Raw genomic sequence first — 23,953 nt, 5'->3', positions numbered from 1 at the left:
GACATCGACGTCCGCGGACGAAAGGAAAGATCATGACCACCACCGATATCGGCCTTGCAGCAGGCGCCGGGACTGCCGGCGAGGAGGCCGCAATCACGGAAGAGGCTGTTGGGGAGGGCGCTGCCCGGCTGCTCGGTATCCTCAACGACAGTTCGGCCGCCGTCCTGGCCAGCATTGGCCACCAGACCGGCCTGTTCGACGTGATGGCCGGACTTCCGCCGGCCTCGAGCGAACAGATTGCCGACGCCGCGGGGCTCCACGAACGCTACGTCCGCGAATGGCTCGGCGGCATGGTGACGGCCCGCTTCGTGCAGTACCAGCCCGCCGGGGACACCTACCGGCTGGACCCCGCGCTGGCCCCGTCCGTCTCCGGCCCGGGAGTGGACAACCTGGCCCGGACGCTGCAGTACATCACCCTGATGGGTGAGGTGGCTGGCCGGATCGCGGAGAAGTTCCGGACAGGCGGCGGCCTGGGGTATGAGGACTACCCGGATTTCCTGGACATCCAGGCCGGGGACAGCGCCTCCGTCCACGACGCGTCCCTCGTGTCTGCCATCCTGCCGCTGGCAGGCTGCGACGACCGGCTGAAGGCTGGAATCGACGTCGCGGATATCGGCTGCGGGGCCGGGCATGCCGTCAACCTGATGGCTGCGGCCTTCCCGGCGAGCAGGTTCACCGGGTACGACTTCTTCGAGGACGCCGTCCAGGCCGGGCGGGCGGAGGCCCGGCGGCTGGGACTCACGAACGCCCGGTTCGAACTTCTGGACGCGGCGGACCTGGACATCGTGGAGGGCGTCGACCTCGTCACTGTCTTCGACGCGATCCACGACCAGGCCCGGCCGGCAAAAGTGCTGCAGAACATCCACAGGGCCCTGCGCCCGGACGGCACGTTCCTCATGGTCGACATCAAGGCCTCAAGCAACCTGGGCGACAACATTGAGCTGCCGTGGGGGACGTTCCTCTACGCGATCTCCACGTTCCACTGCATGTCAGTGTCCCTGGCGCAGGGCGGCGAAGGCCTCGGGACGGTGTGGGGCGTGCAACTGGCCGAGTCCATGGTCCGGGCCGCGGGCTTCGGCTCCGTGCAGGTAAGGGAACTCGAGGAGGATCCGTTCAACGCCTACTTCGTGGCTCGCAAGTAGGCGCCGAACGGCCTTCCGCCCGTTACGGCCGGGAACCTACTGCTGGGGACCGCCCTGCTGGGGACCGGCGATGTTCACAAGCCAGGCGACGCCGAACTTGTCCGTGCACATGCCGAAGGTGTCGCCCCACGGCGCTTGTTCGAGCGGCACCGTCACGGTGCCGCCGTCGGACAGCTTCTCCCAGTACCCGCGCAGTTCGGCGTCGTCCTCGCCGCTGAGGGAAACGGAGAAGTTGTCGCCGGGCTTGTAGCTCATGCTGTTGGGCGTGTCGGCCCCCATCAGCACCATGCCGGTGCCGGTGGACAGCATGCCGTGCATGATCTTGTCCTGCTCCGATGCGTCCTCGCTGGCGTGGAAATCGCCAAAGGTGCTGAGTGCCAGTTCGCCTCCGAAGACGGACTGGTAGAAGGTCATGGCCTCCCGCGCATTGTCCCGGAAGCCGAGGTAGGGATTGAGTGTCGTGGTCATCGTCAGGGGTGTCCTCTCGTACCGGTCGATACCCGGACCACCCGTGGAACCGGCGGCCCCGGGCCTGAAACACTTCATATGTTGCCCCAGACCTGCGGAACTGCATAGGGGCCGCCCACGGCATAACGCCTCAGGGTCGGGCGCCTCCGTGCAGAAATCAACGCAGGGCCCTAAGCTCAGGGCATGGCCAGATATTTTGACGTGCACCCCGATGATCCCCAGCCCCGCGCGATTGGCCAGATAGTGGAGCTGCTGCGGTCCGGCGGCCTCATCGCCTACCCCACGGATTCCTGCTACGCCCTCGGTGCGCAGCTGGGCAACAGGGACGCCCTGGACCGCATCCGTGCCATCCGGCAGCTGGACAGCAAACACCACTTCACCCTGGTGTGCAAGGATTTTGCCCAGCTGGGCCAGTTCGTCCAGATCGACAACGACGTTTTCCGCAGTATCAAGGCAGTCACGCCCGGCAGCTACACCTTCATTCTTCCGGCCACCAAGGAAGTGCCCAAGCGACTCCTGCACCCGAAGAAGAAGACCGTGGGCGTCCGCATTCCGGACAACGCCGTGGTCCAGGCGCTGCTGGCCGAACTGGGCGAGCCGCTGCTCTCCAGCACGCTGCTGCTGCCGGACGAGGAGGAACCGCTCACCCAGGGCTGGGAAATTAAGGAAAGGCTGGACCATGTGGTGGACGCCGTGGTTGATTCCGGTGACTGCGGTGCGGAGCCGACGACGGTCATCGACTTCTCCGGCGGCTCGGCAGAGGTAGTGCGGCGCGGCATGGGCGATCCGTCCCGGTTCGAGTAGCCGCTCATGAGCTAGTCCTTCTTGCGCGCCCTGCTGGGCTGCACCCGCGGCGGTTCACCAGGCATCTTCGGATAGTCCGGCGGGAAGGGCAGCTCCCCGAGCCCGGCCGTAACGTCGCGCTCCCACCACTGGAGCAGGACGTCGATTCTTCCCGGGTTGGCGTTCATGTCCGCCCACGGGTCCCCCACGGTCTTCAGCCGCTCCGGGACGGTGAGGATGGTGAAGTTCTTCGGATCGGCGCTGCCCAGTTCGTCCCACGTGATGGGGCAGGAGACCGGCGCGTGGGACAGTGCGCGGGGGCTGTACGCGCCGGCTATGGTGCGGTCGCGGTTGGCCTGGTTGAAGTCCACAAACACCCGTTCGCCGCGCTCTTCCTTCCACCAGGCCGTGGTGACCTTGTCCGGCATCCTCCGCTCCAGCTCACGGGCCGCTGCGATGACGGCGTGGCGCACCTCCAGGAACTCGCGCACCGGTTCCACGGGCGCATACACATGCAGCCCGCGGTTTCCCGAGGTCTTGATAAACGCGTTGAGGCCCGCTTCGGCAAGGACCTCCTTCAGCTCCAGCGCAGCGGGGACGGCGTCGTCGAAGTCCGTTCCCGGCTGGGGGTCCAGGTCGATCCGCAACTGGTCCGGGTTGTCCGTATTCCCGGCCCGGGAGGGCCACGGGTGAAACACCACGGTATTCATCTGGGCGGCCCACACCGCGGCAGCCGGTTCGTCAAGAACCAGCATGGGATGCGAGCGCGCGCTCGGAAACGTCACCATCACCGAGCGGACAAAGTCCGGTGTGCCCTTCGGCGGATTCTTGGAGAAGAACTGGTCGCCGTCGACGTTCTCCGAAAACCGCTGCAGCGCAACCGGGCGGCCGCCGTTCGCCGCGATGAACGCCTCCCCCACCTCCGCGAGGTAGCGCGCAAGGTCCAGCTTGGTCAGGCCCAGATCCGGCCAGAGGACACGGCCGGGACTGGAAATGCGCATGTCGCGGGGGCCGTTGAGCCCGTTGACGGTGAGGGTGGTGGATTCGCTCGCCATGGTGACAACCTACCCCGGCCGGTCCGCTGCGTCAGCTGCTGGCACCGAACGGAAGAAACTTGGACCTGTCCACTGGGCACGCGCGCGACGGTCTGTAAGGATGTGAACTGGCCGGATGCCCCGCGGAGTCCGGGAAAAGCACCCGGGAAGGTGCCCGGAAATTGTCGAAGGAGACCCGTTCCATGGTTGAAGCTGCTGGTGTGGACCACGCATCGAGGGAACATGCACTCAGCGCCTTGGATGGGCAGTCAGGCCTCCTGCCGCAGGGGCAGGACAGTGCCTGCTTCCGTGAGCGGCTCGACCGTTACTTCCCTGACCTGTACCGGCTCTTCCATGCCCTCTACGGCACCCGGCCGGACTTCCAGGACCAGCTGACGTCGCTGGTCCTCCAGGCGGCCCGCTCGTGGAACGAACGCCCGGCGGAGCTCAAGGCACTGGATGCCGAACGCGAGCACAACAGCGGATGGTTCCTCTCCAACAGCATGCTGGGCGGTGTCTGCTACGTGGACCGGTATGCGGAGGACCTCGAAGGAGTCCGCGCCCGGATTCCCTATTTCAAGGAGCTTGGCCTCACCTACCTGCACCTGATGCCGTTGTTCCTGGCGCCTGAACCGCATTCCGACGGCGGCTATGCCGTTTCCAGTTACCGCGACGTCAACCCGAAACTCGGGACCATGGAACAGCTGCGTGAACTGGCCGCTGAGCTGCGGGCCAACGGCATCAGCCTGGTGGTTGACTTCATTTTCAACCACACCTCGGATGAGCACGAGTGGGCCAGGCGGGCCGCGGCGGGCGATCCCGGGTACAGCGACTACTACTGGATCTTCCCGGACCGGACCATGCCGGACGCGTTCGAGCAGAACGTGCGCGAGATCTTCCCCGAGAACCACCCGGGGTCCTTCATCCGGATGGAGGACGGCCGCTGGGTCTGGGCCACGTTCCACACCTACCAGTGGGATCTGAACTACTCCAACCCGGACGTCTTCAGGGCCATGGCCGGCGAGATGCTGTTCCTGGCCAACCAGGGGGTGGACATCCTGCGGATGGACGCTGTCGCCTTCATCTGGAAGCAGCTCGGAACCCCGTGCGAGAACCTCCCTGAGGCCCACACGCTGCTTCAGGCCTTCAACGCCGTCTGCCGCCTGGCCGCGCCGTCGCTGCTGTTCAAGTCCGAGGCGATCGTCCACCCCGACGAAGTGGCGCTGTACATCGATCCGGCAGAGTGCCAGCTTTCGTACAACCCGCTGCAGATGGCACTGATCTGGGAGGCGATGGCCACCCGGGATGTGGCCCTGCTGTCACAGGCGCTGGAGCGTCGGCACACCATCCCCGAAGGTACTTCCTGGGTGAACTATGTGCGGAGCCACGACGATATCGGCTGGACGTTCGCGGACGAGGACGCCGCGGAACTGGGCATCAACGGCTTCGACCACCGCCGCTTCCTCAACTCCTTCTACGTCAACCGTTTCCCGGGCAGCTTCGCGCGCGGCGTTCCCTTCCAGGACAACCCGCGGACGGGTGATTGCCGCATCTCCGGCACGACGGCGTCGCTGTGCGGCCTGGAGGACGGCGCCGGGCAGGCGGTGGACCGGATCCTGCTGGCCCATTCGGTGGCCTTCAGCACCGGCGGGATCCCCCTGCTGTACCTTGGCGATGAAGTGGGTCAGCTCAACGACTACGGCTACGCGGCGGAGGAGGGCCACGGCGCGGACAGCAGATGGGTGCACCGTCCCCACTACCCGGCCGGGAGATACGCGAAGCGCCACGACCCGGACACCCCCGAGGGCGCGGTGTTTGAAGGCCTTCGCACCATGATCTCGGTGCGGTCCGCGACTCCGGAATTCGCCGGAACCCATCTGGTTCATTTCGGCACGAACAACCCGGGCGTCCTGGGCTACCAGCGGCCAGGCGAAGGAACCCTCATCCTGGTCCTCGCCAACTTCAGCGACGGCCACGAGACCGTCACTGCGCAGACGCTCTCCGGATTCGCGTCCGGGGCCGTGGACGTGCTGACAGGGAACCCGGTGCGAATCGACGGCGGTGTCCCCCTCCGGCCCCAGGAGTTCCGCTGGTTGCGGGTCACCCCGGCCGGCGGCTGAGCCGGGGACTTTCGCCGGTCTGTGTGCCGGCTGTGCATGCGTGTCCGGCATGATGGACTCATGCCCGCACACGAGTCCCCCGTAACCATCAGCGTCGGCGATGTCCTGGTCTCCGGCGTCTACGCCCGGCCCGACAACCCGTTCGCCACGCTCGTCCTGGCGCACGGCGCCGGCGCAGGCATGGAGCACCCTTTTATGGTCGGCTTCACCAACGCGTTGAATCACGACGGCGTTGCCACCTTGCGCTTCAACTTCCCCTACCGCGAGGCCGGGCGGAAGTTCCCGGACCGGCCGGCCCTTGCCATAGCGGCGTGGCGTGCCGCCATGCAGGAAGCCGCGGCCAGGGCGGCCGCACACTCCGACACGGGTCCGGTGTGGGCTGCCGGCAAGTCGTTCGGGGGACGGATGGCGTCCATGGCGGTGGCCGAAGGAATGCCGGCGTCCGGGCTGGTGTACCTCGGCTATCCGCTGCATCCCCCGGGCAAGCCGGAGAAGCTGCGCGATGAGCACCTCTACGGCCTCACCCTTCCCATGCTGTTCATGCAGGGTACGCGGGACACGTTCGCCACCCCTGATCTACTGGAGGGCGTGGTTGCCCGGATCGGGCCAACGGCCGCGCTCCATTGGTACGACGGCGGCGACCACTCCTTTGCAGTCAAAGGCACCAAGCGAAGTGCCGCCGAAATCGGCGCATCCGTGGCTGCCCCGGTCGCGGCCTATCTGCGCTCACACGCCTAGGTTCCCACGTGCCGCGTCCGCAGGACGGGACTTACTGCCGCGGCGCCGAGTGGGCCAGGTTTGGCGGGACCGGCTCGTGGCGCAGGTAGGTGCGGCGGAAGCGGCCGGTGCCGGCGGTCAGGGCCCGCAACTCCACGGCGTAGCGCAGCAGTTCCTGTTCCGGTATTTCCGCGTTGATCTCGGTTCCGCTGCCGTCCGCCGAGGCGGTTCCGGTCAGCCTGCCGCGGCGGGACGAGAGGTCGCTCATCACTGCGCCCACATAGTCATCGGCGACGCTGATGGTCACCGCCAGGACCGGTTCGAGGAGTTGGATCCGGCCCCCGGCTGCCGCCTCCCGCAGGGCCAACGCCCCTGCTGCCTGGAACGCCGCATCCGAGGAGTCGACGCTGTGCGCCTTTCCCCCGGTCAGCGTCACGCGGATGTCCACCAGCGGGAAGCCGGCTGACACTCCTTTCTGCATCTGCGCCCGGACGCCTTTCTCCACCGAGCCGATGTACTGCCCCGGGATGACACCTCCCACGGTCTTGTCAACGAACTCGAAGCCCGCGCCGCGTTCCAGCGGCTCCACCTCGATGTCGCAGATGGCGTACTGGCCGTGCCCGCCGGACTGCTTGACGTGCCGCCCGTGTCCCGATGCGGGTGCCGCGAACGTTTCCCGCAGCGGCGTAATCACGTCCACGGTCTGCAGCTTGACCCCCTGCTCACGCAGCCTGTCCAAAACCACCTCTCCGTGGGCTTCGCCCATGCACCACAGGATCAGCTGATGGGTCTCGGAGTTCCGTTCCACGCGGAGCGTCGGGTCGCCTGCCGCCACCTTCCCCAGGCTCTTGGCGAGGGCGTCCTCATCGCTGCGGGAGGCCGCTTCCACGGCCACGGGCATCAGGGGTTCCGGCATGTCCCACGAAACGATCAGCAACGGGTCTTCCTTGGCGGATACGGTGTCTCCGGTCTCGGCACTGGCCAGCTTGGCAATCGCGCAGATGTCCCCCGCCACGCAGAACGGCACGGCTTTGAGGTTGGAGCCCACCGGGGAGTAGAGGTGGGTGAGTCGCTCATCGCTGTCATGGTCTTCGTGGCCACGCTCGGACAACCCCCGCCCGCTGACGTGGACTGCTGAATCCTCGCGCAGTGTGCCGGAGAAGACGCGGACCAGGCAGACGCGGCCCAGGAACGGGTCTATGGTGGTCCGCACCACTTCGCCGGCGAGGGGGCCCGCAGGATCGCACGCCAGCGGGGCTGCCGGCGCGCCCGCAAGGCTGGTCACCTGCGGGAGGGCGCGCTCCAGCGGAGAGGGAAAGGCGCGGGTCAGCATTTCCAGGAGTTCGGCCATGCCCAGTCCTGTTTCGGCGGATGTCGCCAGCACGGGAAAGAATGTTCCGCGGGCGACGGCGGTCTCCAGATCGGTGACGAGCGGGTCGACGTCGATCTCCTCACCTCCGAGGTAGCGGTCCATGAGTGTTTCATCCTCGCTCTCCGAGATGATTCCCTCGATGAGGGTTCCGCGGGCGCTTTCCGCGGCGGCGATCTCGTCGGGGCTGGCATCCCGGACAACGGGCGTCGCCGAGCCGGCGGAGTACTCCGATACGGTTCCGGAGAGCAGCCCGTGCAGCCCGGTGGTGGTATCGCCGGTGCGCACCGGTAGGTAGGCGGGCACCACTGATTCGCCGAACGATCGCTGGCACGCGGCCACCGTTGCCTCGAAGTTCGCGCGCGGGTGGTCCAGCCGGCTGATCACCACCGCCCGGGGCATCCCCACCTGGTCGCACTCCGCCCAGAGCGCCGTGGTGGCAGCATCGATGTCGTCGATGGCGGACACCACGAACAGGGCCGCGTCGGCTGCCCGCAGGCCCGCGCGGAGTTCGCCGGTGAAGTCCCCGTAGCCAGGTGTGTCGAGGAGGTTGACCTTGATGCCCTCCACCACCAGCGGGGCCACGGAGAGCACCACGGAGCGCTGTTGGTGCACCTCGGAGGGTTCGGCGTCGCTGACGGTGGACCCGTCCGCGATCGATCCCATCCGTGAGATCACGCCGGTGGCCGCCAGCAGCGCCTCCACCAGCATCGTCTTGCCCGCGCCGGAGTGGCCCACCAGAGCCACATTGCGGACTTTCTCTGGCGCCTCGGCCGGGGCCCCGGCGGAGGCGTCCGCCTTCCGGGAATCAGAGGTGCCGCGGGCCGGGCTCTTGGCCCGGCCATTTGAGCCTTTTACCGACATGAGCAACTCCAGGCGTCTTAGTCGTGAGCCGCCGTGCGGCCTCTGTAAGACGATTCGACACCCTGAAGCGGCTGAACTTCAAGAGGGAGAGTTGTGACTCCTGCCTGACGGGCTAGGGTTCGTCGTGCCACCACCCTTCCCAGGGCGTGGAGGAGAGTTGCCCGCTGGGGAAAGCGCTCAGGGAACCCGGCCCGCCGGCGTGCGGATCCTTGTCCTTCCAGCCGGAATGAAGGGAGAGTGTCAAAGTACTCAAAAGAGTCATCATGGTGTGTCCTTCCGTTCGCTGCGTGGACCGCTGTGTCCAGGTAGGAATGAGCGTAACGGTGCAATGTTTCGCGGCAACGTCGCGAGGTTTCCGCCGTGTATCAGTTACCTCACTGGTGCCCCTCGAGGCTTGCCCGGCTCACTCCGCAAGGATGAGGTACAGCGCGCGCCGGGCCTCATCGATTTTTTCGACGGCTGCCAGGCGTTGTTCGTCGGTTGCCGCCACCCTGAACTGATGAATGACGCCCATGAGCTTCCCCACGCTCTGATGAAACGCGGGCCCTGTGCCCTCCGGGTCGGTGTTCCAGGCGCTGCCCAGTTCCTCAGCGTGGTCCGCCACGTAGGCTTTGCCGGCATCGGTGAGGGTGAACTCGGTGCGGCGGCCTTCACCGACTTGCGTGATCAGGTCCTCATCGACGAGTTGCTGCAGCGTCGGATAAACCGACCCCGGGCTGGGACGCCAGGCTCCGGAGGTCTTTTCGGCAATGGCTTTGATCAGCCCGTACCCGTTGGAGGGCGCTTCGGCCAGGAGGGCAAGAATGGCGGAGCGGACATCGCCCCTGTTGGCCCGGCGCGGTCCCCCCGGCCCGAAACCCGGTCCGAACCCCGGCCCAAAGCCCCGTCCGAACCCGCCACCGCCATGGCCGTGGGGCCCCCGGTGGCTCCGGCCGCGCCCGAAGCGTCCGCGTTCCGGCCCATTGTCTGCAAATTTGTCCTGAATGCCTTTCATCATGGCATCGCCTCTTTTTCTCAAGCTCGCCGACCATCGGCGATACTTAACGATATATCGGTAAGTATCGCCGATCAATGGTCTTGATTCGTCGTCTGGTCTCGGCGCTGTTGTGGCCTCGAGAGTGAATCCGCCATCCGGACCGATATGGCTTACCTTTCCGCGGGCGGAGCGTAGACTCAGCCCATGTCACGCCGTGGGGGAACGAGGCCGGGCCGCTGTAGTGCGGCAGTAGTGGCGTTAATCGGCTTGCTGGCCGGGTGTGCGTACGAGGACGCCAGCGATCCTCCGCCAACCGCCGCCCTTGAGTACAGCGGCCGTCCTGCGCCGTCCGTCCCGGCGAAAGGTGCGGACATTCTGGGCAGGGAAACCCGCAACTACGCCGAACTGAAAGAGCGCCTGACAGTGGCGGCCGGGTCTGTGCTGCTTGACGAGTCCGGTCCCGCGAACGGCCCCGGGGTCGGCTTCAGCAAAACCGCAACAGTGAAGGCTGCCGGCTCGTACACCGTGACGGCGGCCTGTGCAGGCATCAAAGAGGTCCACATTTCAATCAGCCAGGATCCAGGGACCGCGGTCGAGTTGCCGCCCTTGGTTCTCGATTGCTCGGGCGTGCTGTCGCAGGTTGTCGAACTGCAGCCCGGCTACGTCGGTGTCCATCTGACGCGTCAGGACCCCACGGGCCCCTGGACAGGGGCTGTCGCCGGGATACGCATCACCGCCGAATGAAGCCGGCTTGCCCTTAACGGCGCTACATCCTGCTCTTCGTCCGGGCGGTGGCCGGCGCCGTCCACGGGTCCTCCGGCCAGGGATGCTTCGGGTAGCGTCCGCGCATCTCGGCCCGCACCTGCGCGTACGGTCCCGACCAGAACGAAGCGAGGTCATCCGTCACCGCAAGCGGCCGCCGTGCCGGTGACAGGAGGTGGAACAGCACCGGAACCCGTCCGCCCGCCAGCCGTGGCGTTTCGGCCCAGCCGAAGCACTCCTGCAGCTTGACCGCCACCACCGGGCGGCCGTCGTCGTGCTCTGCATCAGGGTAGTCAATCCGGACGCGCGAACCGCTCGGCACCTCCAGCGTTTCCGGCGCCAGTTCCCCCAGCCGGGAGGCGTCGGGCCACGGCAGCAGCCTGCGCAGCGGTTCGGTGAGGTCGACGCCGGCCGTGGCCTTCCCGCCGGCCAGCGCTTCGAGCTCGGGCGCCAGCCAGTCGTCCAGCCGGGACAGCAGCGCCTGTTCGGACACGTCGGGCCACGGACCGCCCAGTTCCCGGTGCAGCAGCGCAAGACGGCGGCGCAGGGCGTCCGCCGCCGTCGACCATCCGATGGTCTCCAATCCTTCCTTGGCCAGTGCGCGGGCCACGGCGGCCCGCCCCTCGGCGGCTGACGGCCGGACCGGCGTCGAGGAAAGCAGGATGGCGCCCAACCGGCGTTCCCGCCGGGCGGTGACGCGTCCCTGGGCGAATCCGGCTTCCACGGTTTCCCTGAGCAGGTGCCGGGCGGCGGCTTCAGCCGTCTCGGCAGACAGCGGGGCGGCAGAGCGGATGACGGCGCCGGTTCCCGCCGCGTCGCGGCCTTCCGCGCGTGAGACGTCGGCGACAGCCAGCCACTCCTGGCCTGACAGCGGGCTGCCGGCCGGAAGGCCCGCCCGGGTGCCGGAGGACAGCAGGTAGCGCTCCCCCGCCCCGGGGACGCGTCGCGCCACCCGGTCCGGGAAGGCGAGGCCGACGACGAACCCGACGGCCTCCGCGGAGGCCACCGGGGACACGGCCGGGGTTTGTTCGACGGCGGTGATCTCCTTGCGGACGATCGCTTCCATCCGCCGGACGTCGTCCTTCCAACGGCGGGCCGCCGGATCGTTGCCCGGACGCAGCGCAGCCAGCAGCCGGGTGAGGTCGGCGCCCGGAGCGCGCTGGTCACCGGCTACGACGGCGACGGTCTCTGCCGCGGTCCGGTGGCTGGCGGTTGCGGCACCGTCCAGGAGGGCGCGGGCCAGGCGCGGGTCTGCGGGAATCCTGGCGAGGGTCTTGCCCAGGCCCGTGGCAAGGCCGTCCGGACCAACTGCGCCCAGTTCGCGAAGGACCTCGATGGCGTCATCCATAGCGGCCGCGGGCGGGGCGTCCGGAAGGGCCAGGCCTTGCCCGCCCGGTGATCCCCAGCAGGCCAGCAGCAGCGCCGCGCCGGTCAGGTCGGCGACGGCGATTTCCGGGGTCGCGTGGGCCGGAGCGGCACCGAACGTCCGCTGGTCATAGCACCGGACCACCCGTCCCGGCCCCTGGCGGGCGGCACGGCCGGCGCGCTGGTCGGCGGACGCACGCGAGCAGGACACAGTCACCAGGCCGGACATGCCGCGGTTCGTGTCGCGCCTCGGCTCACGGGACAGGCCGGAGTCTATGACCAGCCGGACTCCCGGGACCGTCAGGGAGGATTCGGCCAGCGCGGTGGAGACGATGATCCGGGCACGTCCGCCGGGTTCCCGGCCGGAGACCGCGCGGTCCTGTTCCGCCGGTCCGGCCTGGCCGTGCAGTTCCAGCACCTCGGCGTCAGTCCGGCCCCGGAGGCGGTCAGCGACGTGCGAGACCTCCCGCGCCCCGGGAAGGAAGACCAGGGCGTCGATGCCCGGGTCGGCTGCTAATGCCTTGGCCTGCGCTGCCGCGGCAGTGTCCGCCACGTGGTCAAGGAACGCGCGGGTCACGCCCCGTGTGTCCAGCCGCGCCACAGCCGCCGGCGCCCACTCCGTCTCCAGCGGGAACAGCGCGGACGGACAGTCGACGACGGGAGCCGGGCCGCCGCCGTCGTGGTTTCCGTCCTGTCCTGACCCGAGCAGGGCGGCGAAGCGCGGCGCGTCCAGTGTGGCGGACATCGCTACGAGCGTGAGGTCGCTGCGCAGCTCGCGGACCTCCGCGAGCAGGCCGAGGAGCAGGTCGGTCTCGAGTCCGCGTTCGTGGACCTCGTCCAGGATCAGGGCGTCCACGGTTTCCAGGCCCGGGTCGGAAAGGAGCCGCTGGAGCAGGATTCCTGGGGTGACGAACTCGATCAAGGTGCCCGCGCCGGAGACGCGCTCGCCACGGACCGTGTAGCCGACGCGGTCCCCGAGCCGACTGCCGTCCAGGGCTGCGAGGCGGCGCGCGGCCGACCTCGCGGCCACGCGGCGGGGCTGGGTCACCACCACGCGCGGCCCGCTGTGTTTTCCTGCCCGGGCGGTGCCGGCGCCGCCGGATCCGGAGGAGGACGCGATGTTGGCCAGCAAGGGTGGAACGAGGGTGGTCTTGCCTGTACCGGGCGGCGCCTGGACCACAGCGGTTCCGCCCGCCCCGCCGGCCAGCAGGGCACCTGCTAATTCCTCCAGGGAGGCAGCGAATGCCAGGCCCGCGCCGATGACGCCCATATCGAAGGTTGGATTGGAGCGTGCGGGGGCCGGAGGGTGGAGCGGAGAAGTCACGCCTCCATTGTGCCTGCCCGTGACCGCCGGCGGTCAGCCTGCGGCTGCACTGACGGCGAAGAAGCCTCCTTGGGGGTCGCCGATCACGGCATTGCGGAATCCGGGCGTGTCCATCGGAGCCATCAAGATGCTGCCGCCCAGGGCGACGGCGCGGCGGGCCGTGGAGTCCGCATCATGCACGGCGAAATTGACGCTCCAATGCGGCGGGACAGCCGTGCCGTCCGTTGCGGTTACGACAGCCACGACGCGGCCCGACTGCCGCCACAGCGAGAAGGCCACGTCCGGCACCGATTCAAGGTCCCAGCCGAACATGGCACCGTAGAACGCCTGGGCTTTGCTGACGTCGCTCGTGTGCAGCGAGCTCATCGCCCACGAGTTTGGCTCATCGGCGAGCTCGGCGCCGTCGTTCTCACCGGACTGCCACAGGCAAAATGGTACTCCGGTAGCGTCCGCGACCACGGCAAGCCCGCCACCTGAGGCAGCGGCGAACGGGCCCGCCAGAAGCCTGCCTCCCGCGTGCTCAGCACGAGCAAGGGCCTGCCCGATGTCATCGACGCGTACATAGGTGTTCCACGTCGGCCCGGACAGCGCCGGCGCCTGGCCGACGCCGGCCACCCGCCGCCCCCTGAGGCGGGCAGCAAAGTACTCGCCCTCGAGCCCGGCCGGCATCGGAACGGGATCGTCGAAGCTCCAGCCGAAGAGGGCTCCGTAGAAGTCCATAGCGGCGCGGGGATCGGGCTGGAATGTGTCGACGAGGCACGGCGCGCCGATTGAATGGGTATCGCGGGTTGTCATTGAGATGCCCTTTTCTTCCTCATCAGTTGTCTTCATCGCGCTGGTGAGACGGGTACGCCCTGATCCAGAGTCGCATGCGGCAATAGTAGACCGACTGCGTCCGGCCTGAACCGCTGAAGGACCCGGAGCTGGCGAACTGATCCGGGTCCTTCGCGCTCAGACTCTGCGCCTACTGCGGGATGTTGACGTTTGCCGGGTGGTCGCCGTAGCTCAAGTCGCCGTAGGCGGCGCCGCCCAGGCCGCACAGTTGGGCAGCCGTCAGACCGGACGGTGCGGCAGCGAGGGACGTCTTGTCCGCTCCGTCCACAGTCACGGTGCTGGGGTAGAGCGAGTTGTCGGCTTCCTTGCACACCAGGACGATGACCTTGAAATCGCGAGGGTTGATGAAGGTCAGTGCCACTGTGCCTCCGGCCCCCACAACAGCCTGCTGCGGATCTGCGGTGTCATGTCCCGCCGGGGTGGTGGTCTCCACCACCCAGTAGTTGCCTACCGGAATATTGGCGAAGGAGCACTTGCCGTCAGCACCGGTGGTGCACGTCGTTTCGGGCACAACGGGCGTGTCCTCGGTACCGAGTGTGCCGCCAACAGGGGCGTTGTCCTTGTAGAGCGTGAAAACGGCGCCCTGGAGGGCCGAGGCAGGGCTGTCGTCATCCTGCTTGATCACGTTGATTGTTCCGCACCGCGATTCGCCGGCGCTGATCGGCGCGATGAAGTCCTTCACGGCCGACGTGAAGGAGTCAGACGAGCGGCTCTTCAGGTACGCGGAAGCGAAGGGCAGGCAGGCTCCCGACGGAATAAGGCCGGCATCGGTCAGGTTGATCGCGGCCTCACCGAATGTACGGGTACTCAGTGTGCGCGGGGCATTCGGGGCAATAGGGTCCGTGACAGGGGCAGTGTTGATGGAGCCTTCGAAGAACCCGGTCAGGGTGTGGACCTTGTCCCAGCACGGAACCGTGTTCGAGGCCTGGCACACGACCCGCGGATCGCCGCTGGTCACCCAGAGGTGGTAGCCAAGTACAGGGTTTACGCCGCCTTGAGAGAGGTCGTACTTGATGAGGACGTCACCCGCCGAGCGGACCGGAGTGACCCCGTTGTCTGACAGGTCCTTGGACTTGTTGAATTCGAAGTCCATATTCGTTGTGCCGTTTGGTTCCTGGACACGTTCCCAGGCCAGGTAGAGGAAATCATCGCCGTTTTCCGGCATGAGCCGCGTGTAGAAGCGAAGCAGATCGCTCTTGTTGTTCGGAATGGAGCCGTCAATCACAGTTGGTACAGCATCGTCTTCCTTGGTGCCGTTGCCGAACGAATCGTCAGTCTGGCCAGTGGGCTTGTCAATCCCACACCCCAAGACCGTGCCGGGGGGACAGACGATGCCAATGGAGGCCCAGTCCTGGGCCTCGTCATTTACGATTAGGTTTCCGTCGCCCGCATCAAAGCTGCTGCCGGCGAGGTTGGCCTGGGCCGCTGTGGTTCCGGAGAGAAGTAAAACCAAACACGCTAAACCTGCACCCCAATGGGCGACGGTTTTGTTTTTCACGGAATTCTCACTTTCTGTGCTGGATGATAACACCGTGGGGAATTAGCCCCACACCTTGGAATTCCCAGCAATTCCCTCATTATTAACAGCCGGCCGGAGGCCGGCCGGCCTACCCACCCGCGACAGCTCTGAATAGCCTAGGGCGGGAGTGCAAAAACTTAGTAGCACTCACAGTTAAACTCGGGAGTCGGACAAATACAGCAGTGGTGTCCACCTAACTCGCTGCGCCGGTGTACTCGCATGACCGAATTACTACGGACTTTCGCCCCCAATTAAGTGGAAATTGATTCGAGTGGTCCCGGCATTTGCGCACATATCCCAAAAGCCGCGGCAACACGCAAAGGCGCCGATTATATTTATCAAGATGACTGACGAAGACTCTGTCATGAAAAATATTCCACGCGAGTCCGGCAGCCTGTACATGGAATTAGGTGCAGTTCCTGCGGCAGGCCTTGTGCCAGTAATGGCATTCCCGGGATAGCCTTTCCGGATGCCTGTTGACGATCGACTTGCCAGGGCCCGGTCCGCCTACGACGTGGTCGCGGAGAGTTATTCGCGGCTGCTCCCTGATGCCAGCATCGAAGCACCGGCTGACCGCGGAATGATCGAAGCGTTCGCCAGCCACGTCAACGAGGGGGACGGCCGGTTTGTGCTGGACGCCGGCTGTGGCACGGGCCGGATGATCGGATTGTTGGAGTCCTTGGGACTTTCGACGGCGGGGATTGACATGTCCGCCGGAATGCTTGAGGTTGCCCGGAGGAACCATCCGGGGTTGGACTTCGATGTGGCAGAGCTCGCGCGCCTCCCCCATGCAGACCAGCAGCTGGACGGGATTTTCGCCTGGTATTCCATCATCCATTTGGAACCCTGGGAGATACCCGAGGTCTTTACGGAATTCTTTCGGGTCCTTGCGCCCGGAGGATATGTGCTCGTCAGCTTCCAGGCGGGTGAGGGCCGCCGGCAAATCTCCCGCGCCTACGGACACGACGTCTCCATGGATGCGCAACTCTTCCCAACTGCGTGGATCTCCGAACAACTGGCCAACGCCGGATTCAGCACCGTGGCCCGGATGACACGCGAACCCGGGCGCCTTGAGCGGTCGCCGCAGGCAGTGATACTCGCGCGGCGTCCGCCGCTGCAGGGTCAGTAGGTCTCGAACCCGACCTCTACGGCCGGCGCGCCACGCAGCGCCGCGACCTGCCCGGCCTCATCCTTGAGCGACTTGATGTCTTGATCTCCCAGAGCGCCGAACGTCTTCACGGCGATGGTCAGCTTCGGCCCCCTCAGGCGCGCACGCCAGGTGCCCGCAAGCTCCCCCCTCGTAAGGACGGTTCCTGGTCCGCCCACCGCTTTCCAGACTTCCCGGTGGTACATCTCGTCGACGATCGTGTTCCGATCGTGTATCTGGGTGTACGGATCATGTGGCGGGAGCAGACGCACCCCTTTCGTCATCGGCGCCGACAGCAGCGCGTCGAGATCCTCGGTGAGGATCCAGGCCGGCCGGCCGGCGAAGTCGACCTGTGTCATCTCGTCCTCGACCAAGCTCCACCAAGGGCCGGTGTCACCCGGATGGATCCCCGTCCACGTGGCGAACCCTCCGCGTGTTGACGGTCCGTAGCAGCGCAAGTAGCGGCGAAGCAGCTCGGCCCGTGCGAGGTCCGGGGCGACGTCCGGGATCGGATGGCCAAGCCATTCATTCACCAGGACGAGTGGTGCCTTGTTCCCGGCGCGCGGCGCAAAACAAACTACGCGCTGCAATGTGAGGATGCGGACGCAGAAATGGACTATGCCCTCGCCAAGCGGCTGCCCGGGGGCGTATGGACCGTGGTCCTCCCAGATGCCTCGTTGCCGCTGCGGCAGCCTGCGGGCAATTCGCGTGGCTATCTCTGCGCCCAACTCGTTGATGGCGAGCCTCCGCCCGGACAGTACGTCGCCGACCTCGGCGGCCGTCAGCTCAACGGCCTTGGTGAAGCTCATCCCGAGCTTGTCCAACGCCGGCTCCACGCCGGAAACAAGGTGGCGCATCGCCCCCTCGGTGGGCGGCAGCATTCCGGTAGTGAAGACCGTCGCATCCGAGGTCGGGAAGTAGAACGGCGAGCCGCGCATGCACCAGGACTGGAGCAGGCTTTTCTCCTCGGCGATTGCGGAGGCCAGCTGACCCTGCCTGAGGTTCCCCACCCTGGCGTGCAGGGCCAGCAGCGCCGACCCGGGCGGGCTGTTCTGGATTCCGCACCGCCCGGCAGCGCGGAGCAGCCCGTCCTCCACCAGCCGTTCGGTGAGGCAGTGGGCGCCAAGACGGAACGCAATGACCTGGCCCTTCGAAATCCTGTGCGGCACTGGCTCATACTATCCCCGCCTCTCAGCCGCCCCTGGGAGAGAGCTAATCGACCTGCCAATGCTTACCTGACGGTGCCTATTGCACTTCAAAGTGCGTCATCCGGCGACGGAATTGTTGCCCCCCGAAGCCGGTTGGCCATGACAGAAGGCGCTGAACAGAAGCGCCCGGATACCTAGGAGAATTCCATGTCCATTGTCATTGCAGGAGCCACCGGCCAGCTGGGACGCCTCGTCGTCAAGGAACTGCTGAGCCGCGGGGTACCGGCCGACCGGATCGTGGCGGCGGGCAGGTCCGCCGAGCAGCTCGCCGAACTGTCGGCGCGCGGCGTCAATACGGCAACGCTTGATTACAACGACCCGGCCAGCGTAGATGCTGCCCTGAACGAGGACGACACTCTCCTTCTCATATCCGGCAGCGACATCCAGAACCGCACCACCCAGCACCAGACCGTCATCGACGCCGCCGTCCGGGCGAAGGTCGGCCACATCCTCTACACCAGCGTCCTGGCCGCCGACACCACCCCGCTGGTCCTGGCACCCGACCATGTGAAGGCCGAAGAGTTCATCCGCGCCAGCGGACTTCCCTTCACGTTCCTGCGCAACGGCTGGTACACGGAAAACTACGCTGCTGCCCTGCACTCGGCCCGCGAGACCGGAACGCTCCTGGGCAGCGCCGGCGAGGGACGTGTGGCCAGCGCAACCCGCGCTGACTACGCCGCAGCCATCGCCGCCGTCCTGAGCACAGCCGGACATGAAGGCCACGTTTACGAGCTGTCCGGCGATCACGCCTGGACCTACGAGGAGCTGGCGTCGGCCTTCTCCACGGTCCTTGGACGCCCCGTTAGCTATGCCTCGGTGAGTCCGGCTGAGCACGCCCTCGCCTTGGAGGCCGCAGGCCTTGACGCCGCGACAGCAGGATTCCTCGCAGCCTTGGACGGCAACATCCAGCAGGGTGCACTCGCATTGTCCACCGGCGACCTCGCCCGGCTGGTAGGCCGTCCCACCACTCCCCTGCTTGACGGCCTGCGCCCGCTGGCCGGATGACCCCTGCCGCTGGGCGAGGGGCCCGTCACTGGGCGGAGAGACCCGTCCCGGCGGATAATGTCATCCACAGACTACGGTCGGCGCGGTCAGGAGGGGCCGGAATGCACACTATTCCGCGGATTACGGTGGAGGTGCCGGTGCTCAGCATCGGATCCGGCCCCTCGGACTATGAGGGCCTTGGCAGCTACGTCCGTGCCCTGCGCAGGCCGCGCGGACTGCATATGACGTTGCTGCACCTCGGGGTACTGGACGATTTTTCCCATGACGTCTCGGAATGGACCAAAGGCATAACCAGCGCTGATGCCGCTGTCCACAGCACACTGACCTGGTTGGACGGGCTGCCCGTGCTGGAGGGCTTCGCCGGCAGCGCCGAGCGGTTGGTTCCGCTGGGCGGCGGCAACGTGACCGGGCTTGAAGTGGACGTTCCGGAGCACGTCCGGAAATACCAGGTATTCCTCGTCCAGGCCCTCCACGAACTGCTGGACGGGTTGCTGGTGGACAACGTCGATGACTTCATCCTCAGTTCCCGGGCCCTGGGCTTCAGGTCCCCGCACTGGTTACCGCATGTTGCCGTGGGCAGCCCCCGCACCAGGAACGCCGGGACGCGGGAGATTCAACCGCTCACCATAGAGTTCGGCGAATCACGGATCAGGAACCGTCAGATGCTCCCCGGCGCCGGACAATAGGGCCGGAGCGCACCTATTGCGTCTTTTCCGCGGCAGGCACGGCGTCTTCGCTGTCGGTGGTGGCCGCCCAGCTGGCCAGCAGCTTCAGGCGCTCGTCGCTGGCAGAACCGGGTTCGGCGGTATAGGCGAACATGGTCCAGCCGGGATTGGCCGGCAGTTCCATCGCCTCGTAGGCGAGTTCAATGTCGCCCACCACCGGGTGCGGAACTCCTCGCTGCGGGTGGCGAGTTCCCCCACCAGATCGGTGAGGCCCTTGTCGTGCGGGCGCTGGCCGGCGTAGCTGCGAAGGATGGCCACGACGTCGTTCGCCACCTGTTCCCAATCAGGGTAAAAGGTGCGCGCCTCCGGGTTGAAGAACACAAAGCGTGCACTGTTGGCGGGACGCACCGGATCAGCGAGGATCGGCGCGTACAGCGCGCGGCCGAGCGCGTTGGCGGCGACGAAGTCCATGCGCTCATTGCGGATCCAGGTGGGCGCGCCGGTGACGGAATCCAGGAACCGCTGCAGCCCGGGGCGCACCAGCTGCGGAGGTGCCGGACGACGACGGCGGGCAGGCCGCTGCTGAGCCGCGCGGGCCAGGGCAAAAAGGTGGGCAGTTTCGGCTTCGTCCAGCCGCAGCGCGTGGGCGATCGCTTCCAGGACTTCGTCGGAAACACCGGTAAGGTTACCGCGCTCCAGCCGGGCGTAGTAGTCCACACTGACCGAGGCCAGGGTGGCCACTTCTTCCCGGCGCAGCCCGGGCACGCGCCGGTTGGTGCCGACGATCAGGTTCACCTGCTCGGGCGTCACTTTGGCCCGGCGGGACCGGAGGAACTCACGTACGTCGCTTTGGCCATCCATGGAATCAGGCTACGTCGGGTCCCGCGATCCCGGGAGGGCCTGCCAGTACACCGATCGAGGCGGCTTACGCCGCGGACACCTTGCTGAAGGGTGGTCTGCCAGTCCACGGAACAGCAGGTGGCGGCCCGAGCGCTGCAGGGCGCGTTTCCCATGGTCCTCCTTGGCGTCGGCCAGGGACTCGCCTTCGGTCCCCTGACCGCCGCCGGCCTCGCCGGCGCGTCCGCCGCCAACGCAGGCGCGGCCTCGGGGCTGATCAATACGGCGCACCAGCTGGGCAGCAGCCTGGGAGTGGGTGTTCTGGTGACGGCTTCCGCCGGCGCAGCCTCCCTGGCCGACAGCGCTGCCACTGCCTGCACCGGCGGAACCTACATGCTCGCCGCCGCCCTCATCATCGTGCTGATCCTGATCGTTCCGGCCGAGGCCGCGGCCCGCCGGACCCAACAGAATACTCGAGCTCAACCAGCCCGGCGTCGTAGGTCTTTGCGCCCAGGAGGGTGAGGAGGAGGGGATCACGGCCGGAAGGGAATACGCCCCGGCCCGCGCCAATGGCAACGGGCATGACGACAAGCCGGACGCCGTCCACTTCGCCGGCGTCAAAGAATGCCTCGCTCAAGGTAAGGCTGCCCCAGAGCACGATGGTGCCTCCAAATTCGCCCTTGATGCGGCGGATCGCCGCAACCGCATCCCCTGATTCGACCGCGGCCTCGGGGTAGTCGCCCCACGGTGCGTTCTTCAACGTCCGGGAGAACACAAAGCGGCGCAGTGCGTTGAGTGCCGGCGCGATGATTTCGCCTTCTGATGCCAGAGTGGGCCAGAATTCAGCGAACATCCTGTATGTGGATGCCCCGAGGACCATCGCATCGACGGTATCGAGCCACGCCGACTGGCTGCGGTCGAATTCGGCCGTGCCCCCTTTGAGCATCTCGTAGGCCGTAAATTCGTTATTGGCATTGGCGGCGAAACCGTCGGCGGTAACGAATTCCTGAACAATCAATCGACCCATGATCGGCACCTCGCTTCCGTGGTCCGATGGACTTTACGCCGGGCCATGGCCCCCTTCAACCCGTCAAAACGCTGAAACCGTGAACCCCAGGCCCAGCAGGCCGCGGCCCGCCTGTTCAAGGATCGGGTCCAGAGTCAGCGTCGGGTGATTGAGCAGAACGTCAACGTCGCGCTGGATGCGTTGGAGCGGATGGGACAGGCGGTGCGCGCTCCCGCCCGATCCTGCCATGATGTGGCGAACCGCGTCGGCCGAAGCCTTGCCGCTGAGGGCGAGCGCGAGCCGGAATTGTGCCCGCTCGTGGTCCGTCATTGCCATGGGCCGTCGCTGATGGGAGGCAGTGATTACCCGGACCGCTTCATCCCACTGCAAGCGAGCCGTGGCAACGAGCCCGTAAGCGTGCGAGAACCGCGCCTGCGCAAGGGGCGAATCAGCCTGCCGGTCTTCAGCCGTGTTCTTGACTTTGCGCACCAGAACGCGTTCGCGGAACAATTCGACGGCGTGCTCGGCCGCCCCCAGGGCGGCGGCAGGTGCCACCAGGTTCAGCAGCGTGGCCAGGGGTGTGTGGATGATCGGATCCGGATGGATCCGGCTGCCGGGATTGTCAGCGGCGCTCAGCAACGCCCAGTCAAGCGTCCGATACTCCGGAACAAAAAGGCCCTCCGCCTGGATATCGTTGCTGCCCGTTCCCCTCAGGCCGGCGGTATGCCAGACGTCCAGCAGTTCGACGTCGGACATGGGAACCAGGCACTGCAGGCGGGCGTCCCCCTGCTGCACGGCCAGCAGCGCCCACTCCGAGTGCATCATGCCCGAGGCAAAGGTCCAACGGCCCGTAATGGAGTAGCCTCCCGGAACTTTGACCGCCTGCCCGACGGGGGCGCCGGTAGCGGCGGCCAGAGGTGCCGGTCCGTCGGCGAAGACGTCGTCCTGGACGTCACGCGGCCAACGGGAGAGCATCCAGACGTGCTCAATAAGGTGCCCGACGGTCCACGCTGTGGAGGGGCATCCCCGGCCGAGCCGACGCACAACCTCAACGTATGTTTCCACGCCCATGCCGAAGCCCCCAACGGCCTTCGGCGAGAGCACACGGAAGACACCCGCCTCCTTCAAATCCGCCATCGTGGCGTCCGGAAGGCGGCGGATCCGCTCGGTTTCCTCGGCCCGCTCCCGCAGGCGTGGCACGAGCGCCTCGACGCGGGCCAGCATCTCTTCATGGCTTGGAAGGTCAGCGGGCGCAAGGTTGAGGGTATGGGCCGTATGGTCCCGCTTGGCGGCCAGGTAACTGCGGTTGGCCGGCGAGAGGTGAACCCCGGTGGGGACCTGCTCGGTGACGCCGATGCCCAGGACGCGGAGCTGGGCTGCTTTGTCCGGGTTGTTGGTGAGCAGGCGGACGGTGGTGGCACCGATGGCGCCCAGCATCTGGGCAGCTGCCGTGTAGTCGCGCTCATCGTCGCCATGGCCCAGGGCACGATTCGCCTCGTAGGTGTCAAGACCGGTGTCCTGCAGGGCGTAGGCGTCCAGCTTCGGGTACAGGCCGATGCCGCGGCCTTCCTGGCGGAGGTAAAGGAGGAACCCTCCGGTGGCGCTGATTTCTTCCACCGCTTCCCGCAGCTGAGGACCGCAGTCACAGCGCTGGCTGCCGAACACGTCGCCGGTCAGGCATTCGCTGTGCAGCCGGACCAGCGGGCCTGCGCCAGGCATCGCCGGATCCTGAACATCCGTATCAAGCAGCGCCTGCTCCCAGGCGCCCAGGGCGAGCAGCAGGTGTTCCTTGCCGTCGGCAAGCCCCTGAAACGTCAGCACCTCTGCCGTGGACACGAACCCGTCGGGGAAGCGCAACGGTACGGTAACCCTGCTGCGGATGGCAGCGTCGGGCACTGCCACTGCAGGCGGCGTGAAGGGCTCGGACACAACGGTCATCTTGGCCTCAGCATTCGGTAGGGGTGCAAATTACTTGAAGGTTGAAGTTAACCGTACAGCTGGTTAGTTGAACCTGCAAGTAATTGTGCCGCACCTCGTCCGCCGTCCGGGCCTGGGACGCCCATCCCCCCGCGGGGCGGCCTAGGAGTTCTTCAGCAGGGCCACATCCGAGACGAGTTCGATGTGCTCCAGCATTGCCGCGGCCGCACCAGCAGAATCCTGCGCCCTGATGGCGTCAGCAATCTTGCGGTGGGATGCGAGTGACTGCTCCGGGCGGCCCGGCTGCCCGAGCGACTCGAGCCGGGTCTCCAGCACCATCCCGGCGATGAACGTCATGAGCTGTGCGAGCACCGCGGAGTGCGCGGCGGCGGTTACGGCCTGATGGAACAGTTCGTCGCCATGGGCGCCCCGGCCGCCTGAGGCAACCTCCTCAGCCATCGCATCGAGGGCCTTGTCAATGGCCTTCATGTCCGCCTCGCTGCGCCGGGCCGCGGCCAGTTCGGCAAGCTTGACCTCGAGCGTGCTCCGCGCTTCAACGATCTCCGGAAGCCTGCTGCGGTGTTCGCGCAGTCCCTTGATCACGGACGGAACATTGGGCCGGTAGACCAGCACGGCACCGGTGCCGTGCTGGACATCGATCACGCCAAGAACTTCAAGCGCCACCAGGGCCTGCGCCAGCGTTGCGCGGGAGACCCCCAGCCGCTCAGCCAGCTCACGCTCTGCCGGCAGGGTGTCTCCCGGCCCCAGCTCGGCGGCCTCAATGAAGTCCATGAGCTGCTCCACCAGCTGCTCATAGAGCCGCGGCCGCGAGACCCTGGAGATCTGTTGCGTTGCTGTCTTCTTTGGCATTGCGCGTCCTTCCGGCGACGT

The 23,953-nt window shown here is 66.7% G+C and carries 20 protein-coding genes and 1 pseudogene; 8 read left to right on the top strand and 13 right to left on the bottom strand.

Features of this window, described 5'->3' with window-relative positions:
- Nucleotides 1-32 precede the first annotated feature (32 nt).
- A complete protein-coding gene (locus Q8Z05_RS18165; RefSeq protein WP_305940957.1) occupies nt 33-1,142 on the top strand; it encodes a class I SAM-dependent methyltransferase in 1,110 nt (369 codons plus the stop codon).
- A 36-nt stretch (nt 1,143-1,178) separates the two neighbouring features.
- Here Q8Z05_RS18165 and Q8Z05_RS18160 read toward each other — a convergent pair whose 3' ends face one another.
- Complete coding sequence (locus Q8Z05_RS18160; protein ID WP_305940956.1) at nt 1,179-1,610, bottom strand: VOC family protein; 432 nt, start codon at nt 1,608-1,610, stop codon at nt 1,179-1,181.
- A 183-nt stretch (nt 1,611-1,793) separates the two neighbouring features.
- On the opposite strand from Q8Z05_RS18160, the gene Q8Z05_RS18155 reads away from it, so the two are divergent.
- Nucleotides 1,794-2,414, top strand: a complete 621-nt coding sequence (locus Q8Z05_RS18155) for an L-threonylcarbamoyladenylate synthase (protein WP_305940955.1) — start codon at nt 1,794-1,796, stop codon at nt 2,412-2,414.
- Between the two features lie 11 nt (nt 2,415-2,425).
- On the opposite strand, the gene ligD is transcribed toward Q8Z05_RS18155, so the two are convergent.
- Complete coding sequence (ligD, locus tag Q8Z05_RS18150) at nt 2,426-3,448, bottom strand: non-homologous end-joining DNA ligase (RefSeq protein ID WP_305940954.1); 1,023 nt, start codon at nt 3,446-3,448, stop codon at nt 2,426-2,428.
- 182 nt (nt 3,449-3,630) lie between these two features.
- On the opposite strand from ligD, the gene Q8Z05_RS18145 reads away from it, so the two are divergent.
- Nucleotides 3,631-5,547 (top strand): amylosucrase, encoded by a 1,917-nt coding sequence (locus Q8Z05_RS18145; protein WP_305940953.1) that lies wholly within the window; start codon nt 3,631-3,633, stop codon nt 5,545-5,547.
- 60 nt (nt 5,548-5,607) lie between these two features.
- Nucleotides 5,608-6,285 (top strand): alpha/beta hydrolase family protein, encoded by a 678-nt coding sequence (locus Q8Z05_RS18140; RefSeq protein ID WP_305940952.1) that lies wholly within the window; start codon nt 5,608-5,610, stop codon nt 6,283-6,285.
- 31 nt (nt 6,286-6,316) lie between these two features.
- On the opposite strand, the gene Q8Z05_RS18135 is transcribed toward Q8Z05_RS18140, so the two are convergent.
- The 3 genes from Q8Z05_RS18135 to Q8Z05_RS18125 all read right to left on the bottom strand — a co-directional run bounded on the left by Q8Z05_RS18135 (nt 6,317) and on the right by Q8Z05_RS18125 (nt 9,491).
- Nucleotides 6,317-8,497, bottom strand: a complete 2,181-nt coding sequence (locus Q8Z05_RS18135; protein ID WP_305940951.1) for an elongation factor G-like protein EF-G2 — start codon at nt 8,495-8,497, stop codon at nt 6,317-6,319.
- A 112-nt stretch (nt 8,498-8,609) separates the two neighbouring features.
- Nucleotides 8,610-8,750, bottom strand: coding sequence for a hypothetical protein (locus Q8Z05_RS18130; RefSeq protein WP_305940950.1), 141 nt, complete (start codon nt 8,748-8,750; stop codon nt 8,610-8,612).
- Nucleotides 8,751-8,900: 150 nt separating this feature from the next.
- Nucleotides 8,901-9,491 carry a PadR family transcriptional regulator gene (locus Q8Z05_RS18125; RefSeq protein WP_305943620.1) on the bottom strand — a complete coding sequence of 197 codons (591 nt, stop codon included), beginning with the start codon at nt 9,489-9,491 and terminating at the stop codon, nt 8,901-8,903.
- A gap of 234 nt (nt 9,492-9,725) precedes the next feature.
- On the opposite strand from Q8Z05_RS18125, the gene Q8Z05_RS18120 reads away from it, so the two are divergent.
- Complete coding sequence (locus Q8Z05_RS18120) at nt 9,726-10,217, top strand: hypothetical protein (protein ID WP_305940949.1); 492 nt, start codon at nt 9,726-9,728, stop codon at nt 10,215-10,217.
- A 22-nt stretch (nt 10,218-10,239) separates the two neighbouring features.
- Here Q8Z05_RS18120 and hrpB read toward each other — a convergent pair whose 3' ends face one another.
- The 3 genes from hrpB to Q8Z05_RS18105 all read right to left on the bottom strand — a co-directional run bounded on the left by hrpB (nt 10,240) and on the right by Q8Z05_RS18105 (nt 15,211).
- On the bottom strand, nt 10,240-12,870 hold the full coding sequence (hrpB, locus tag Q8Z05_RS18115; protein WP_305943619.1) for an ATP-dependent helicase HrpB: 2,631 nt from the start codon (nt 12,868-12,870) through the stop codon (nt 10,240-10,242).
- An 87-nt stretch (nt 12,871-12,957) separates the two neighbouring features.
- Entirely contained in the window at nt 12,958-13,719 is a 762-nt protein-coding gene (locus tag Q8Z05_RS18110; RefSeq protein ID WP_305940948.1) for a VOC family protein, read from the bottom strand.
- Nucleotides 13,720-13,888: 169 nt separating this feature from the next.
- Complete coding sequence (locus Q8Z05_RS18105) at nt 13,889-15,211, bottom strand: prealbumin-like fold domain-containing protein (protein ID WP_305940947.1); 1,323 nt, start codon at nt 15,209-15,211, stop codon at nt 13,889-13,891.
- A 535-nt stretch (nt 15,212-15,746) separates the two neighbouring features.
- Here Q8Z05_RS18105 and Q8Z05_RS18100 point away from each other — a divergent pair.
- The gene (locus Q8Z05_RS18100) at nt 15,747-16,406 is read left to right on the top strand and encodes a class I SAM-dependent DNA methyltransferase (protein WP_305940946.1); all 660 of its coding nucleotides are present in this window, start codon (nt 15,747-15,749) and stop codon (nt 16,404-16,406) included.
- On the opposite strand, the gene Q8Z05_RS18095 is transcribed toward Q8Z05_RS18100, so the two are convergent.
- Nucleotides 16,400-17,593: a winged helix DNA-binding domain-containing protein gene (locus Q8Z05_RS18095; RefSeq protein ID WP_305940945.1), complete on the bottom strand. Its 1,194-nt coding sequence runs from the start codon at nt 17,591-17,593 to the stop codon at nt 16,400-16,402. The genes Q8Z05_RS18100 and Q8Z05_RS18095 overlap by 7 nt on opposite strands.
- A gap of 186 nt (nt 17,594-17,779) precedes the next feature.
- Between Q8Z05_RS18095 and Q8Z05_RS18090 the strand changes: the two genes are divergently transcribed.
- Together Q8Z05_RS18090 and Q8Z05_RS18085 are read left to right on the top strand one after the other, a co-directional pair.
- On the top strand, nt 17,780-18,637 hold the full coding sequence (locus tag Q8Z05_RS18090; protein ID WP_305940944.1) for an SDR family oxidoreductase: 858 nt from the start codon (nt 17,780-17,782) through the stop codon (nt 18,635-18,637).
- A gap of 101 nt (nt 18,638-18,738) precedes the next feature.
- A complete protein-coding gene (locus Q8Z05_RS18085) occupies nt 18,739-19,323 on the top strand; it encodes a hypothetical protein (protein ID WP_305940943.1) in 585 nt (194 codons plus the stop codon).
- Nucleotides 19,324-19,336: 13 nt separating this feature from the next.
- Here Q8Z05_RS18085 and Q8Z05_RS18080 read toward each other — a convergent pair.
- The 4 genes and pseudogenes from Q8Z05_RS18080 to Q8Z05_RS18065 all read right to left on the bottom strand — a co-directional run bounded on the left by Q8Z05_RS18080 (nt 19,337) and on the right by Q8Z05_RS18065 (nt 23,932).
- Nucleotides 19,337-20,097, bottom strand: a pseudogene (locus tag Q8Z05_RS18080) (helix-turn-helix transcriptional regulator).
- 454 nt (nt 20,098-20,551) lie between these two features.
- Nucleotides 20,552-21,166, bottom strand: a complete 615-nt coding sequence (locus Q8Z05_RS18075) for a dihydrofolate reductase family protein (protein WP_305940942.1) — start codon at nt 21,164-21,166, stop codon at nt 20,552-20,554.
- A gap of 63 nt (nt 21,167-21,229) precedes the next feature.
- Nucleotides 21,230-23,083, bottom strand: a complete 1,854-nt coding sequence (ribA, locus tag Q8Z05_RS18070) for a GTP cyclohydrolase II RibA (RefSeq protein WP_305940941.1) — start codon at nt 23,081-23,083, stop codon at nt 21,230-21,232.
- Nucleotides 23,084-23,224: 141 nt separating this feature from the next.
- Nucleotides 23,225-23,932 (bottom strand): FadR/GntR family transcriptional regulator, encoded by a 708-nt coding sequence (locus Q8Z05_RS18065; RefSeq protein ID WP_305940940.1) that lies wholly within the window; start codon nt 23,930-23,932, stop codon nt 23,225-23,227.
- Between the last annotated feature and the right edge of the window lie 21 nt (nt 23,933-23,953).

The sequence above is a fragment of the Arthrobacter oryzae genome (assembly GCF_030718995.1).
GTDB lineage: Bacteria > Actinomycetota > Actinomycetes > Actinomycetales > Micrococcaceae > Arthrobacter > Arthrobacter oryzae_C.
The sequence above is the reverse complement of the archived record's forward strand: the minus strand, read 5'-3'. Positions and strand labels throughout refer to the sequence as shown.

Coding starts and splice junctions, on each gene's coding strand:
- Q8Z05_RS18165 (WP_305940957.1), top strand. CDS start 33: ATGACCACCACCGATATCGGCCTTGCAGCAGGCGCCGGGACTGCCGGC.
- Q8Z05_RS18160 (WP_305940956.1), bottom strand. CDS start 1,610: ATGACCACGACACTCAATCCCTACCTCGGCTTCCGGGACAATGCGCGG.
- Q8Z05_RS18155 (WP_305940955.1), top strand. CDS start 1,794: ATGGCCAGATATTTTGACGTGCACCCCGATGATCCCCAGCCCCGCGCG.
- ligD (WP_305940954.1), bottom strand. CDS start 3,448: ATGGCGAGCGAATCCACCACCCTCACCGTCAACGGGCTCAACGGCCCC.
- Q8Z05_RS18145 (WP_305940953.1), top strand. CDS start 3,631: ATGGTTGAAGCTGCTGGTGTGGACCACGCATCGAGGGAACATGCACTC.
- Q8Z05_RS18140 (WP_305940952.1), top strand. CDS start 5,608: ATGCCCGCACACGAGTCCCCCGTAACCATCAGCGTCGGCGATGTCCTG.
- Q8Z05_RS18135 (WP_305940951.1), bottom strand. CDS start 8,497: ATGTCGGTAAAAGGCTCAAATGGCCGGGCCAAGAGCCCGGCCCGCGGC.
- Q8Z05_RS18125 (WP_305943620.1), bottom strand. CDS start 9,491: ATGAAAGGCATTCAGGACAAATTTGCAGACAATGGGCCGGAACGCGGA.
- hrpB (WP_305943619.1), bottom strand. CDS start 12,870: ATGGGCGTCATCGGCGCGGGCCTGGCATTCGCTGCCTCCCTGGAGGAA.
- Q8Z05_RS18110 (WP_305940948.1), bottom strand. CDS start 13,719: ATGACAACCCGCGATACCCATTCAATCGGCGCGCCGTGCCTCGTCGAC.
- Q8Z05_RS18100 (WP_305940946.1), top strand. CDS start 15,747: ATGCCTGTTGACGATCGACTTGCCAGGGCCCGGTCCGCCTACGACGTG.
- Q8Z05_RS18090 (WP_305940944.1), top strand. CDS start 17,780: ATGTCCATTGTCATTGCAGGAGCCACCGGCCAGCTGGGACGCCTCGTC.
- Q8Z05_RS18085 (WP_305940943.1), top strand. CDS start 18,739: ATGCACACTATTCCGCGGATTACGGTGGAGGTGCCGGTGCTCAGCATC.
- Q8Z05_RS18075 (WP_305940942.1), bottom strand. CDS start 21,166: ATGGGTCGATTGATTGTTCAGGAATTCGTTACCGCCGACGGTTTCGCC.
- ribA (WP_305940941.1), bottom strand. CDS start 23,083: ATGACCGTTGTGTCCGAGCCCTTCACGCCGCCTGCAGTGGCAGTGCCC.
- Q8Z05_RS18065 (WP_305940940.1), bottom strand. CDS start 23,932: ATGCCAAAGAAGACAGCAACGCAACAGATCTCCAGGGTCTCGCGGCCG.